Source organism: Halomonas cupida, assembly GCF_900142755.1.
Lineage (GTDB): Bacteria > Pseudomonadota > Gammaproteobacteria > Pseudomonadales > Halomonadaceae > Halomonas > Halomonas cupida.
The window spans coordinates 147,284-161,767 of record NZ_FRCA01000007.1 but is presented as its reverse complement, the minus strand read 5'-3'; the positions used below and the strand labels follow the sequence as shown (position 1 = coordinate 161,767).

The 14,484-nt window shown below is 61.9% G+C and carries 8 protein-coding genes; 4 read left to right on the top strand and 4 right to left on the bottom strand.

The genetic code is table 11. The annotated features are described in order from the left end of the window. Nucleotides 1–85: 85 nt before the first annotated feature. Both BUE38_RS13845 and pbpC read left to right on the top strand, forming a co-directional pair. Entirely contained in the window at nucleotides 86–5,446 is a 5,361-nt protein-coding gene (locus BUE38_RS13845; RefSeq protein WP_073435805.1) for an alpha-2-macroglobulin family protein, read from the top strand. A gap of 62 nt (nucleotides 5,447–5,508) precedes the next feature. Next, on the top strand, nucleotides 5,509–7,584 hold the full coding sequence (pbpC, locus tag BUE38_RS13840; protein ID WP_084541943.1) for a penicillin-binding protein 1C: 2,076 nt from the start codon (nucleotides 5,509–5,511) through the stop codon (nucleotides 7,582–7,584). A 19-nt stretch (nucleotides 7,585–7,603) separates the two neighbouring features. On the opposite strand, the gene BUE38_RS13835 is transcribed toward pbpC, so the two are convergent. Then, complete coding sequence (locus tag BUE38_RS13835) at nucleotides 7,604–8,431, bottom strand: helix-turn-helix transcriptional regulator (protein ID WP_073435804.1); 828 nt, start codon at nucleotides 8,429–8,431, stop codon at nucleotides 7,604–7,606. A gap of 179 nt (nucleotides 8,432–8,610) precedes the next feature. Here BUE38_RS13835 and BUE38_RS13830 point away from each other — a divergent pair, with 179 nt between their 5' ends. Further along, complete coding sequence (locus BUE38_RS13830; RefSeq protein WP_073435803.1) at nucleotides 8,611–10,086, top strand: alanine/glycine:cation symporter family protein; 1,476 nt, start codon at nucleotides 8,611–8,613, stop codon at nucleotides 10,084–10,086. A 102-nt stretch (nucleotides 10,087–10,188) separates the two neighbouring features. Here the strand turns inward: BUE38_RS13830 and BUE38_RS13825 are convergent, their stop codons facing one another. Continuing rightward, nucleotides 10,189–10,629 (bottom strand): universal stress protein, encoded by a 441-nt coding sequence (locus BUE38_RS13825; RefSeq protein WP_073435802.1) that lies wholly within the window; start codon nucleotides 10,627–10,629, stop codon nucleotides 10,189–10,191. Nucleotides 10,630–10,829: 200 nt separating this feature from the next. On the opposite strand from BUE38_RS13825, the gene BUE38_RS13820 reads away from it, so the two are divergent. After that, nucleotides 10,830–11,018, top strand: a complete 189-nt coding sequence (locus tag BUE38_RS13820) for a hypothetical protein (RefSeq protein ID WP_073435801.1) — start codon at nucleotides 10,830–10,832, stop codon at nucleotides 11,016–11,018. 164 nt (nucleotides 11,019–11,182) lie between these two features. Here BUE38_RS13820 and BUE38_RS13815 read toward each other — a convergent pair whose 3' ends face one another. Further along, nucleotides 11,183–12,685, bottom strand: coding sequence for a Na+/H+ antiporter NhaC family protein (locus BUE38_RS13815; RefSeq protein ID WP_073435800.1), 1,503 nt, complete (start codon nucleotides 12,683–12,685; stop codon nucleotides 11,183–11,185). Nucleotides 12,686–12,846: 161 nt separating this feature from the next. Continuing rightward, the gene (locus BUE38_RS13810; RefSeq protein ID WP_073435799.1) at nucleotides 12,847–14,223 is read right to left on the bottom strand and encodes a glutamine synthetase family protein; all 1,377 of its coding nucleotides are present in this window, start codon (nucleotides 14,221–14,223) and stop codon (nucleotides 12,847–12,849) included. Nucleotides 14,224–14,484: the final 261 nt, after the last annotated feature.

Genomic DNA, 14,484 nt, shown 5'->3' with positions numbered 1-14,484 from the left:
CCCCAGCCTTGAGGTCTGACATCCGTCCCACACAGAGGCATTCAATGGTCTAGATTTGGGGTGATCGCTGATGGAGCCTCGACCCATGTCTCGACTGCTGTTCTGCCTGCTCGTTCTGTTGCTGCCCTGGATGGCGCAAGCCGCTGACCATGACGCCATTCTACCCGCTCAGCGTATCGAGTATCAGGACGGAGTCGATCTGCCCGGCAATGATCTGCGGGCGATCTTCCAGACGGATCTTGAATACTGTGCCAGTGCCTGCCGCAATGAAGCGTCCTGCCGTGCCTTCACCTTCAATGGCCGCGCCGATGCCTGTTTTCTGAAGTCCGATGCCGCGACGCCGGTCAATCATATCGGAGCCCTGTCCGGCCGCATGGTAGCCACGGACCCAGCATTGCGAAATCATGCGGCGGGCCAACCATTGGGCTTCTTCAACCAGGGCGAGCAGGATCAGGCAAGGGCGCTCTACGAACATCTCGAGCTGGTGCAGGGGAGCTGGAATTACCTTGATGAGGCGGTACGCGGCAATCAGCCCGGTGCCTGGCTGGCGCTGATGCGTCGCGCCCAACATTCCGACGGGAGGCCGAAGTTCCTCGATCGTTGGGGTTACGCGGAGCCTGCCTTTCTCATCAACGCTTGGCTGCGTGCCGACGAGCACAGCGAGCAGCTTCCGGTGTTGGAGAAGATTGTCGAGCAGCTCGAGGAAGACCCGGATCGCGGCCCGGATATTCTCGCGGCGCATCGCCTCCTCGCCGAGTTGAGCGGCAATCGCCAGCGTCTTGAGAAGGCCCTGCTGACCTTTGGCCCGAGGGTCATGGATACCCGAGCCGAGGCGGAGAGCAGTGCGCCGCGCTTCTGTGCCGAGTTTTCCGAGCCGTTGCGTGAGGATGGCTTTCTTTACGGTGACTATGTGAGGGCCAACGACGGGGTGCGGACCAATGGCGTCGACGTGGATGTCAGCGCCGAGGGCAAGCGGCTGTGTATCGCGGGCCTGGAACATGGTGGCGAATACCATATCGTGTTGCGTCAGGGATTGCCGGCAGCCTCGGGTGAGGTCATGGCCCGTGAGCAGTCCTTCGAGCTGGTGATGCCGGACCGCTCCCCCAGCGTACGTTTCAGTGGCCGTGGCTATGTGCTGCCTCAAGGGCGTAACCATCAGATTCCGATCACCGCGGTCAACACCGAGCATGTCGAACTGAGCATCTATCATGTCGGTGATCGTGGCCTGACCGGGCTGCTCCGCGGTGGTGAGTGGCTCAATCCGTTGGATCGCTACAATGCCTCGGCGCTGGCCAGCGAAGAAGGCAGCCTGGTCTGGGAAGGCGATGCCCGGGTGGCCAGTGAGCTTAACCAGGACACCGTCTCACTGCTCGATATCGACACCGCCCTGGAAGTGCTCGAACCCGGTATCTATGCGATCACCGCACGTGTTCCGGAAGACAACAGCTATCAGTCCGCCACCCAGTGGTTTCTGGTATCGGATACCTCCCTGACTACTTTCTCCGGGCCTGATGGTCTGCACGTTTTCGTCAATCGCTTCAGTGACGGTAGTGTACTGGCCGATGGCGAGGTTCAACTGATCGCCCGCAACAACCAGGTCTTGCACCGCGTCGAGGTCAATGATCAGGGATACGCCCATATTGCTCCCCAATGGCTGTCCGGTCGCGGTGGTGATCGTCCTGCGCTGCTGACGGCGATCAATGCCGGTGAAACGGACTTCAACTTCATCAATCTGCGAGACGCAGGGTTCGATCTCAGTGACCGCGGCGTGGCCGGGCATCCTGCACCGCAAACCGTCAATGTCTTTGCCACCACCGAGCGGGGAATCTATCGTCCGGGTGCCAGTGTGTTCGCGACAGTATTGGTGCGTGACATCGAAAGCCGCGCCATCCCGGATATGCCGCTGACCATGATTGCCCTGCGCCCGGATGGCAAGGAGCATTCGAGACAGACACTGAACGATCAGGGCGCCGGAGGCCGGGTAGGGCAACTGGGTCTCGATACCAGCGCCATGCACGGCCTGTGGCGACTGCGCTTCCATGCCGATCCTGACGCCGAGGCACTGGGCGAGGTGAGCTTTCTGGTGGAAGACTTCGTGCCGGAACGCGTCGACTTCGACCTCACCAGTCGCCAACAGCAAGTCAGCCACACCGAGCCCACCGAGGTGGAGGTCAATGCGCGCTATCTCTACGGTGCGCCCGGCGCCAACCTGACCATCTCCGGCAAGGTGACCCGTCGGCCGGTGGCAGAGCTGAGCGACTATCCCGGCTATCGCTTCGGCATTCCGGCGGGAGAGGACCAGAGCGCCTCCGCCCTGTTGTCCGCGGGGTTGACCACCGATGACGAAGGCCAGGCGCTGGTAACCTTGCCGGTACCGCCGAGTACCGCCGCCGGTCAGGTGGAGGCGTTGACCCTCAATATGCAGATTCGTGAGGGATCGGGTCGGCCGGTGGAGCGTGAACTCAGCCTACCGATGGCGCTGGATGGCGTCGTGATTGGACTCAAACCGATGTTTGATCGAGTGGTGGCCGAAGGCAGTGACGCGGCCTTCGAGCTGGTAGCGTTGGGTGAGGGACGCACAGCGCAATCGCTGGACGAGGTCGAGTGGACACTGTCACGCATCTCCCGGGATTACCAGTGGTACAAGGTCAACGGTGAGTGGGGCTACTCCGCCGTCGAGCGACGCAGCCGTGACGGACATGGCACCGTGGCGATCGATGGCGAGGATGGGGGCCGGCTGTCTGTGCCGGTGGACTGGGGGCAATACGAGCTGGAGTTGCGTACCGAGGTTGATGGCCAGCCAGTCGTGACCCGTCACAGCTTCTGGGCCGGCTACTACGGCAGCGGTGGCAGCGCCGATACGCCGGACCGACTCAACACCGGACTGGACCAGGCCAGTTACCAGACCGGGGATGAACTCAAGCTACGGCTCGATGCACGCCGTTCGGGCATTGCCGAGGTTCGTGTGCTCAACGGCCAACTGGTGGAGACGCATCACTTCGAGGTCGATTCCGGAGCCAACGAACTGAGCCTGACCGTCGGCGACGATTGGGGGGCCGGTGCCTGGGTGATTACCTCGCTGGTGACGCCTCAGGAGCAGGCCGATGATCTCAACCCGCGTCGTGCCATCGGGGTCAACTGGGTCGCTGTGGATGCCTCTCAGCGCACCATCGATCTGGCAATGGCGCCTGCCGAGCCACTCAAGTCGCGTCAGGACAATCAACTCAGACTGTCGGTCGAGGATGCCGTGGAGGGGGAGTCGGTCTACGCCACCGTGGCGGTGGTCGATCTGGGGATTCTCAATCTGACCGGTTTCGCGGTGCCGCAGCCCGAAGAGGAATTTTTCGGCCAACGGCGTCTGGCCTTCGAAATGCGCGATCTGTACGGCCGGTTGATCGAGAACATCCCCGGTGCGACAGCGGCACTGCGCGAGGGCGGTGATAGCAATACGCCTGATGAGGCGCCAGGCCCGCGCCGCGAGGAATACGTCACGGTCTTCTCGGGGCTGGTCGAGGTCGACGCTGATGGTGAGGCACTGATCGACCTGCCGCTACCGGCTTTCAACGGCACGGTTCGAGCCATGGCGACGGCCTGGTCGGAGACCGGGCTGGGCAACCTCAGCGAGGACTTCATTGTTCGTGACCCTGTGGTTCTGACGGCGCACGCCCCGAGCTTCCTGGCACCGGGGGATCAGGCCGAGGTGCGGGTCGAGCTGGCCCATGCCGAAGGACCGGTTGGCGAGACCGAGGTTCGTCTTGAAGGCGTGGGGCCTGTCTCGGTGGCCGGAAATGGCGCTCAGACGGTTACCCTCGACGAGGGTGAACACCAGATGCTGACCTTCGAACTGACGGCGCTCGATCCCGGAGAGGCTGACCTGACACTGACGCTGGAAACGCCCGGCGGCGAGATGTTGACCCAGACGCTGCCACTGGCAGTACGTTACAACGACCTGCCCATCCAGCGTCGTCAGCAGTTCCCGGTACAGGCCGGCGCGGAGCTTGAACTGCCGGACTCCTTTGTTGAGGGTATGGCCGAGGATGCGGCGCTGACCATCAGTTTCGGTGGGTTGGCGGATTTCCATGTCCCGGCGGTGGCGCGATCGTTGTACGCCATGGCCTGGGGCTGCACCGAGCAGTTGATCTCGAGTGTCGAACCGCTGATGTCAGCGCGTCAGGTGCTGCCGGACGAAGCCCGCGACAAGGCCGCCGAGCGTCTCGATGAAGTGCTGGCCGGTGTTCTGTCACGCCAGTCACCGACCGGGGCCTTCGGCGACTGGGCGCCGGAGAGCAACAACTTCTGGCTGGATGCCTATGCCAGCGAGTTCCTGTGGCGCGCTGCCGAGGATGGTCTGGATGTGTCGCCTGCGGCGCTGGAGCTGGCCATGGGCAATCTGCAGAACAAGGTCAACGGAGCCAGCTACTCGGCGGAAAGTCGCAGTAGCGCCGCCTACGCACTCTATGTGCTGGCGCTGGCTGGCGAGGCACGGGCCAGCGATCTGCGCTATTTCGCCGACAGCTGGCTCGATATCGATGGCGACGAGCAGCGCAACGGACTTGAAGGCGCCTGGCTGGGGGCCGCGCTCAATGAGATGGGCGATCCTGCCCGGGCATCGCGGTTGTTCCAGACCGCCTTCGAGGTACTGGAAGCGGAGTCCGTGGCGCCTTATTCCCGCGACTATGACCCCTACGCCAGTGATGTGCGTGATCAGTTGATCGCCTACCGTCTTGCACTGTCTGCTGACTACCCCGTGGCAAGGGAGCGAGTACTGGATGCCATTCAGGCCGCCGCCGACAGCGGTAACAGCGTGGAGCAGGCCAGCCTGCTGCGTGTGGCGGCCGGGCAACAGCAGACACCGGGTGAGGCATCGGCCAATCTGTCGTTGAGCCTGGCCGACTATCTGCACAGCCGTTCCGTGGCGCTCAATCCGCTGGAGGAGGACACCACCGCGGCGGTGACACTCAGTGGCTCGCCTACCGGCGATATTGCACCGCGCAGCTCGGGCATCGAGATATCGCGGCGCTATTACAGCCTGGAGGGAGAGCGTATCGATGTCTCCGAGCTGGAACTCAATCAGCGCATGCTGGTGGTGCTGACCATCACGCCGCTGGCCACCAGCCGCGGTCAGTTGGCCATCGAGGATCCGCTGCCTGCCGGTTTCCAGATCGATAACCCCAATGTACTGTCGTCGGCGGATGCCGAGGGACTCGAGTGGTTCTCCGGCGGGATCAAGCCGACCCATGCTGAATTCGCCACTGACCACTTCCTGGCCGCCGTTGACCTGCGTGACAGTGAACTGTTCGAGCTGGCCTACATGGTGAGGGCGATACGCCCCGGTGATTTCCGCCATCCCGCCGCGCGGGTGCAGGACATGTACCTGCCGCATCTACAGGCCAATACCGACTCCGGACGAGTGGTGATCGGTGGGGCTGATGAGGGACAGCAGTGAGTGATCGGCAGCCGGGCGCGCCATGGGGGAGAGAGTGGCGGAGAGAGTGGCGGAGAGAGTGGTTGAGCCCTTCTCGCCGCAAATGGTGGTGCGCCTCGATTCTGATACTGCTCGTGTTGCTGATCGCGGCGCGGCTGGTGGCCAGTCACTGGGTGGCGAGCGCTCCGGATCCGCTGCGGCAGATCCACTATTCGCCGCTGGTGCTGGATCGTCAGCAACAGCCGTTGAGCCTGTTTCTCAGCGCCGATGGTTACTGGCGGCGGCAGGTAACGCTGGAGCAGGTGGATCGCGGCTATATCGACATGCTGCTGGCCTACGAGGACAAGCGCTTCGAGTCCCACCATGGTGTCGATTGGCTGGCACTGATGCGCTCGGGCCTGCAGGCCGCCTGGCATGGCGAGATCGTATCCGGGGGATCGACGTTGACCATGCAGGTCGTCCGCCTGCTCGACGGCAGGCCTACGCGCAGTCTGGCCGCCAAGGTCGCACAGATTCGAGGAGCGCTGGCGCTGGAGCAGCGCCTGGACAAGCAGCAGATTCTTGAACTCTATCTCAACCTGGCGCCCATGGGCGGGAATCTCGAGGGCGTCGGTGCGGCCAGCCTCGCCTGGTTCGGCAAGAACCCCGGCTGGTTGTCGGCCGCCGAGTCAGCCCTGCTGGTGGCGATTCCGCAGTCACCGGCACGACGCATCCCCAGTCGCGATACCGAGGCGGCGCTGGCGGCACGTAATCGGGTGCTGGCACGCAGCCTGTCGTCAGGACTGCTCGGTGAAGAGGTCGCGAATGAAGCCCGCCAGGAGCCGATGCCGACCCTTCAGCGGCCCATGCCACGGCTGGCGTGGCATCTGTCGCGGCGGTTGCTGGAGCAATCCAACCAGGGCCATGTAGAAACCTCGCTGGATGCGCGTCTGCAGCGTCGGCTCGAGCGTCAGTTGCGTGAGTGGGTGGTCCGTCAGCCGCGTCCGGTCACAGCAGCGATGCTGGTGGTCGATCACCACACGGGTGAGCTGCGTGCCAGTATCGGCGCGGCGGATGCGCTGGACGCTGAACGTGCCGGCTATGTGGACATGACCCAGGCGCTGCGCTCGCCGGGCTCGACGCTCAAGCCGCTGGTCTATGCGCTGGGCTTTGATGAAGGCGTGGTGCATCCCGAAACCCTGATCAATGATGCTCCCCATGACTTCGATGGCTGGTCTCCGGCCAACTTCGATGGACGCTATCTCGGACCCATGACCATTCGCGAGGCGTTGCAGTCCTCGCGCAACCTGCCGGCAGTGGCGGTCCTCGATGCGGTGGGGCCCGGGCGTCTACTGGGAGCCATGCGGCGTGCCGGGGCCGAGCCGGTGGTGCCGTCTGGTGCGACACCAGGGCTGGCTGTGGCGCTGGGGGGAGTCGGTACCCGTCTGGAAGACATGGCGGCGATCTACGCGATGATCGCCAATGAAGGGCGCGCCGTGCGTCTGACGACAGTGCCACAGGAGGAGGGCGAAGCTGCCCTCGGGCCAGGAATAAGCCAGGGACCCAGAGTCATCAGTGCCCGTGCCAGTTGGTATCTGGCCGATATCCTGCGTCAGACCCCACGTGGTGGTCTTGGTACACCAGATCGTATCGCCTTCAAGACCGGTACCTCCTACGGCCACCGGGATGCCTGGTCGATCGGCTTCGACGGTCGGCATGTCATCGCAATCTGGGTGGGGCGTGCCGACAATGGCTCGATGCCGGGGGCGCTGGGGGCCAGAAGTGCTGCGCCGCTGCTGTTCTCGGCTTTCGATGTGCTCGGTATCGAAGCGCCGGATCGTACACCGCCTGCCGATGCGCTGATTGCCTCGACCGCGGAACTGCCGCGCTCGCTGCGCCAGTTCCATGGCGCCTCGGGCCAGCCACTGGATGCCATGCGTATCGTGGTGCCAAGGGACGGTGCCGAAGTACAGCTTTCATCGGCGGACAGTGCTTCCCTGTTTGTGCGTCTGCAGGGTGGTGAGCCGCCGTTCCACTGGTTGGTCAACAATCAACCGGTGGCCATGGATGAACTGCGCCGCGAAGGCTGGCTCGAGGATATCGGTGGCGGTTTTCACCGCCTTACCGTGCTGGATAGCCGAGGGCGATCAGCGAGTGCTGCGGTGAGTTTGATGCCCTGACAGGCTCAGTAACGCAGGCTCAATAACGTGCACGAAAGTGCCACTCGTCCTCGCTGACATCATTGCCTATGGCGGTGACAATGGTGGGATCAAGGCTGGGGTCGTCGGGATCGTAGAGACCACAGCGGGCCAGGCATTCCCGCAGCGAGGTACCTGAACCGATGCGCTCGTAAACCACGCGTGCGCAGCACGGCGTACGGTCGCAGCTATCCGCCACGCCCAGTTTGATGCCAGTCAATCGGGTAACGCGGCTGCGGAAGCTGGGGTAGAGCACGGTCTCGGTGATCTCGTGCTGGTTGATCGACTCGTAGTCCACCAGAAACAGGCGGCTGGAGAGAAACAGCGCGATACCGCGATAGCGGTTCTGGTGTGGAAGGGAACTGCTCGGCAGGGGCATGCGCTCGGCGCGCTCGTAGACAACGTCCTTGCCCTGTTGCTGGATCGATACCAGGGTGCACAGCACCTTGCCGGGTCGGGACATGGACATGTAGTACTCATGATAACGTCCCAGGTAGCGTGACAGACCGTCACGACCGCGCTGGCGAATGCCTCTGGGCAGGCTGAAGTTCTGTGGGCTCGCGCTGTTTTCCTGCTCGACATTGTGCACTCTGTCGCGGGGACGATTTGCCACCAGTTCCACAAAGCTGGCGTGGGGCAACAGGATCTCGTGGACTTCGACGCCGAAGAACTTGCATATCCGGCGCATGGTGTTGCCGGAGGGCCTGTAGCGACCGCTCAGGTAGCGATTGAACTGGGCGCGGTTGATCTGTAGACGACGGCAGACGTCGGCGATGGAGCGGTAGAAGGTACAGAGGTAGCGAAGATTGGCCGCAAGATCATCGTCCACGTTCGAGAGTCTCCCTCGATGAAAGTCTGGGTCCGTACACCTGCCAGTGGTGCGAAGTGATGCACAAGGCGCGAAGGAGACTGCACCATCACGCACCAGAGCGTCAAATTTCATGACGTTGAAATAGTGTTTGAATCCGTGGAGCCCCATACAACATACAAAAGGGAGTCTCCTGATTCATGATGGCATTTCTCAACGACCTTCTCTGGGGGAAGGTACTCCTCGTATTGCTGGTAGCGGTGGGCATAGGCTTCACCGTTGCCTCACGCTTCGTCCAGTTCCGCTATTTTGGTCGCATGTTCCGCATCCTTGGCGCCAGTGAGGCGTTCAAGCGAGACAAGCATGGCCACCTGAGTTCCTTTCAGGCACTGGTACTGTCCGTTGCCGGTCGAGTCGGCGGCGGTAATATCGCCGGTGTCGCGGTGGCCATCACGCTGGGCGGACCCGGTGCCGTGTTCTGGATGTGGCTGGTGGGCCTGATGGGCATGGCGACCAGTTTCCTCGAGTGCACCCTGGCGCAGACCTACAAGCAGTCGGTGGGTGACGGCACCTATCGCGGCGGCCCGGCCTACTACATCGTCAAGGGGTTGGGGCGGCACTGGAGCTGGATGGCGGGGCTCTACTCGGTGCTGTTGTTGCTCACCTTTGGATTCGCCTTCACCGCGCTGCAATCCTATGCGGTGGCGACGTCCTTCGGTGATGCCTTTGGTGTGCCGGTGCTCTACAGTGGCATCGCTCTGGCCATCGTAGTTGGTCTGATCATCTTTGGTGGCATCAAGCGTATTGCTCGCGTCTCCGAATATCTGGTGCCGTTCATGGCCGGGGCCTATCTGTTGATTGCCTTCGTGGTGCTGGCGCTCAATATCACCGAGGTTCCCGGCGTCATTGCCCTGATCGTCAAGAGTGCCTTCGGACTCGAGCCCGCCATTGGTGGGGGAATCGGTGCCGCCATCATGATGGGGCTCAAGCGTGGTCTGTTTTCCAACGAGGCAGGCCTCGGCAGTGCGCCCAATGTGGCGGCCGTTGCCTATGTGCCTCACCCGGCCAACCAGGGCATCGTTCAGGCCTTCTCGGTGTTTATCGACACGGTGGTCATCTGCTCGGCCACGGCCTTCATGATTCTGCTCAGCGGTATCTATGATCCGGCCTCCGGCAATGACGTGGCAGGCATTGCCCTGACCCAGGCCGCGTTGGCGGACCATGTCGGGGAATGGGGGCGCGTGTTTGTCAGCCTGGCCCTGCTGATGTTTGCCTTCAGCACCATCCTCTACAACTACTATCTCGGCGAGAACAGCCTCAACTTCTTCAGCCGTGATAACCAGAGCCTGTTCAACGTCTTCCGCATCGCCATCGTGCTGTTGGTCTGCTGGGGGGCGACGACGGACCTGGGGACGGTGTTCGGTTTCGCCGACGTCACCATGGGGCTGCTGGCGGTGGTCAACCTGATTGCGCTGATCTTCCTGTTCGGCAAGGGACTGCGCATCCTGCGTGATTTTGATCGACAGGTGCGGGACGGTATCGAGTTCCCCGTCTTCGACGCCAACCAGCATCCGGACATGAACCTCGACCCGGCTTCCTGGCAGCTCGAGCCGGAGGATCTGGAACGCATCAACCGCAAGCTCGGCAATGATCCTGATGCCGTTCGCGAGAACTGAGTAGCGGCACCACAGTTCCTGAGAGCAGAAAACGAGACGACCCCGCCCGGTGAGGCGGGGTCGTCTTTATGTGCAGGTGCTCCACCCAAGCCTCCTTCAGGGCTAATGCACGGTAATGACCCGACAATCGGCGCCGTGGCTGACCTTGTGGGAGACACTGCCGAACACCAGACTGCTGAAGTCGCCGAGCCCCCGGCTGCCCATGATGATGGCGTCCACATTCCTGTCCCTGGCGGTATCGAGGATAACCCGGGCAGGCGCGCCATGGGCCATGATCGTATCCGTGGCCGGTGCATTCAGCTCGACTGCTTCCTGCTCGGCTTTAGCGAGTATCTCCCGGCCGACTTCCTCGCGCCTGACCATGGCCGCATCCGCCGGTACCGCTACTACACCCCATACGAGCACCGGCTCATGGGCGAGCTCTTCCGGTACATGAAGCAGTACTAGCTGACTGTCGGGGCCATCAGCCAACCGACAAGCGACTTTCAAGGCATCGCGAGAGTGTTCAGACCCGTCGATGGGCACCAGAATCGTCTTGAACATTGCTTATCTCCATTTCTGCCATGTCTGCCTGTCAGTCTAGTGTCTAGCCAGGACATGGGGAGCGATATTCCTGCCGGGGTGAGCTACGTTGAAGGACATAAAGGATATAGTTGAAGGATACAGGGGTGGCAACACGACAGAGCACACCCCCGGATCGGCCCGACGTGGTGCTTGTGCGAACAAGCCGAAGGAGGCGCTCAATGATCAAGCTCATGTGCTTTCACGACAGGTGTCCCATTTACTTGAATCCCGAGCATATCGTGTGGATGAAGAGAGAGGACGAGGAAAACTGTACCAAGATCGTCACGGTGGAGGATCCGGAGGGTTACTGTACGGTCCAGGAGACGCCAGAAGTCATTCTGGGATTGATTGAAGAGAAGGTCGCATAGCGCGCAATGCATCCGATCCTTTGCAGGTCGTAGTTGTAGGTAGAGAACGCAGATAGCGAGTGCCGACAATCGGCAGCAGTCGATAGCCCGGAACAGCAGAAGCCCGCCTTTCATGGCGGGCTTCTGCTTGTTGGAGCGGGTGATTGGGCACCTTACCTACAGCATCAGTGCATCAGCATTCCCAGTACCAGGAAGCCAATGGTGGTGACGGTGGCGCCGATCAGGGTATAGGGCAACTGGGTCAAAGCGTGTTGCATCGGCAGCACACCGCTGCCCTGCGACGACAGCACCGAGGAGTCGGAGAAGAAGCAGGCATGGCTGCCGAAACTCGACGCCGACAACAGGGCACCAACCACCAGTGGCATGGATGCATCCATATGCACGGCCATGGGCACCACGATGGGAATCGAGATCACGAACACACCCCATGACGAGCCGGTGGCGAATACCACCACGGCCATCGACAGGAACACGATCGCCGGCAGCAGCGCGGGGGTCAGAAAGGGTGCCAGCGAATCGATCATGAACTGGGTCATGCCCAACTGGTCGTTGACCTCGCGCAGCACGAAGCCCACCGCGACGATGGCCAGCGGCAGCATCATGGTACGGAAGCCATCCATGATCGAGTCCATCAGCGTGGAAAAAGTCGCCAGGCGCTGCACCAGATACAGCACAATGGTGAACAACACCGCCGCGATCACTCCCTTGAGCAGGTCGATCTCGAACCAGGCGCTGGCCCCGATCAGTACCGCCATCGGTGCAACGAAGTTGAACACGCCAGCCCACGGATTGCCGCGTGGCACTTCGTCCTTCATGCCCACATCCGGTGCGCCGTCGGGAATCGGCTGGCCGGCACGCGCCCGGGCCTCAGCCTTCTTCATCGGCCCAAGGTCGGGGACCAGGCCGATGGCGACGAGGAACACCAGACCCATGGCCACCCAGCCGTAGAGCATGAAGGGGATCGACTGGATGTACAGCGCCATGCCCGAACCTTCCGTGGCGCCGTTGGTCCTGAGCAGTTCAGCGAAATACACCGCCCAGGTGGAGATCGGCACCAGGATACACATTGGCGCGGCGGTGGAATCGACGATATAGGCGAGCTTCTCCCGCGAGACACCGAAGCGATCGGTAAGCCGCTTCATGGCCGCCGAAGTGGCCAGCGCATTCAGGTAGTCATCGATGAAGATCATCACGCCGAGCATGGCCGTGCTGAGCATCGACTGGCGACGCGTCTTGACCAGTCGACTCATGAAGTGACTGAAGCTCAGTGTGCAGCCGGATTTCTCGAGCATGGCGATGAAGCCACCCATCAGGCCACAGACCAGAATCAGCCAGGCGATGGTCTCGTCCATCATGACCGTCAGCGAGATATCCGCCAGCTCGCCGATATAGTCGCTGGGTTCGAGCAGAATCAGGCCTGCCAGCGAGCCGATGGCCAGGGCCTCGAGGGTTCGGTGGGTGGCAATCGCCACTACCAACACGATCAGTGACGGGACCAGGCTGATCCAGCCGAAGTCGGTACCGGCCTGATGGTAGATCGTCAGGCCAATGACCAGTGACAGCAGCCCGGCGACCAGTAGGAAAGTGCGGCCCTTGCCACGCTGGTCCGGCTGCGATGGTGCAAAGGCATGACTGTCGATGTTCGATGTGGGTGAGGATTGACTCATGACCAGGCCTCCCGAATGTCGTGACGGGAAGCCCCTTTCCGGGTTGTGATTGTCATCTTGGTTGTCCAGGCGTTATTGGAGTTGGTGGAGAAACGGTGATTGGCTGCGGCGCCGGGACAGGAAATGCAGGGGAGGGGCAGGCCGCAGCAATCGGTGCGCACTTAGACGTGGCGCAGGTACCAGTCGTATTCCAGCTTGCTCACCATCTGCATGGCGGCCTCGCGCTCGGCGCGGCGATTGGCGAGAAATACCTTGAGGAAGTCGCCGCCGAAGGCTTCGGTCAACGGCTCGCTGGCCTCCAAATGGTCCAGTGCCTGGGCCCAGCTGTTGCTGAGCGTCGGCTCGAACTGGGTGTAGGCATTGCCGGTCACCGCTGGGCCGGGATCGATCTGCTGGCGAATGCCGTAGTCGATGGAGGCGAGCAGCGTGGCCAGCAGCAGATAGGGGTTGGCATCGGCACCGGCAACGCGGTGTTCGACTCGGCGTGCCACATTGGGGCCGGACGGGATACGCAGTGCCACTGAACGGTTGTCATAGCCCCAGGTCGGGGTCATCGGCACATACAGCCCGGGCTGAAAGCGGCGGAACGAGTTCATGTTGGGCGCGAACAGTGCCATGGAGTCCGCCATCAACGCCATGAGACCGCCAATGGCGTGATGCAGCGTCTCGGTGCCGAGAGGGTTCTCGTCAGCAGCGGCAAACACATTGTTGCCCTGGGCATCGAGCAGACTCATATGCACATGCATGCCGTTGCCGGCTTCACCGCCGTAGGGCTTGGCCATGAAGGTGGCTTCGAAGCCGTGCTGGATAGCCACGCCCTTGATCAGACGCTTGAGCAGCACTGCGCTGTCGCAGGCCTTGAGCACGTCATCGCCATGCAGCAGATTGATCTCGAACTGGCCAGGCGCACATTCCTTGAGTGCCGTATCCAGCGGCAACTGCTGCACTTCGGCAGCGTGCTGGATGTCCTCGAGGAAGGCGGCGTATTCATCGAGTTCGGAGATCGAGTACAGCTGGCTTTCGGTAGCGCGCTCACCGGTGGCCGGAGAGCGGGGCGGTTGCGACATGCCCAGCTCGGTGCGCTGGCGGTCGACCAGGTAGAATTCCAGCTCCAGCGCGACCACGGCCTTGAGGCCCATGTCATCCAGTCGGCGGACCTGGCGTGCCAGCACGCTGCGCGGATCGGCGAAGAAGGGGCTGTCATCGTCATCATGCATGCTCATCAGCAACTGGGCATGGCGACCATTGCGCAGCCAGGGCGTGGGCATCAGAGTGCCGGCCACCGGGCGGCAGACGAAGTCGCGATCACCGGTATCCAGACCCAGGCCTGTCGCCTCGATGGTGTTGCCGGTGATATCGAGGGCAAAGACCGAGCCCGGCAGGTTGATGCCGTTCAGGTAGGCCTTCTCGAGATTGTCGCGGGGGATGCGCTTGCCGCGCTGGACGCCATTGAGGTCGCTCAGCAGCAGGTCGATACTGTCGATATCAGGATGGCGTGCCAGGAAGTCACGGGCCTCGTCGACGGGGTGTGAGGACATGGTGTGGTACCTGTTTGCGTTCTTGTGGGCTGCGCGTCGAATTCAGCGTTTCCCCTAGTGTTCCGCTAGCCCTCTGGTGTTGTCAAATAATTTACGCCTATGGAGAAGGATGTGAATATGCTGGGTCTCGCAACAACTGTTCATTGTTCAATACAAACAGTGTGTTGTGTGTGTATTGTCCAAAGGTGGAAGACGTACGGCTTGGCAAGGAAAATGAACCAAGGTATGTTGAGCAAAACATAACAGTCCTGTGTTGGCGGT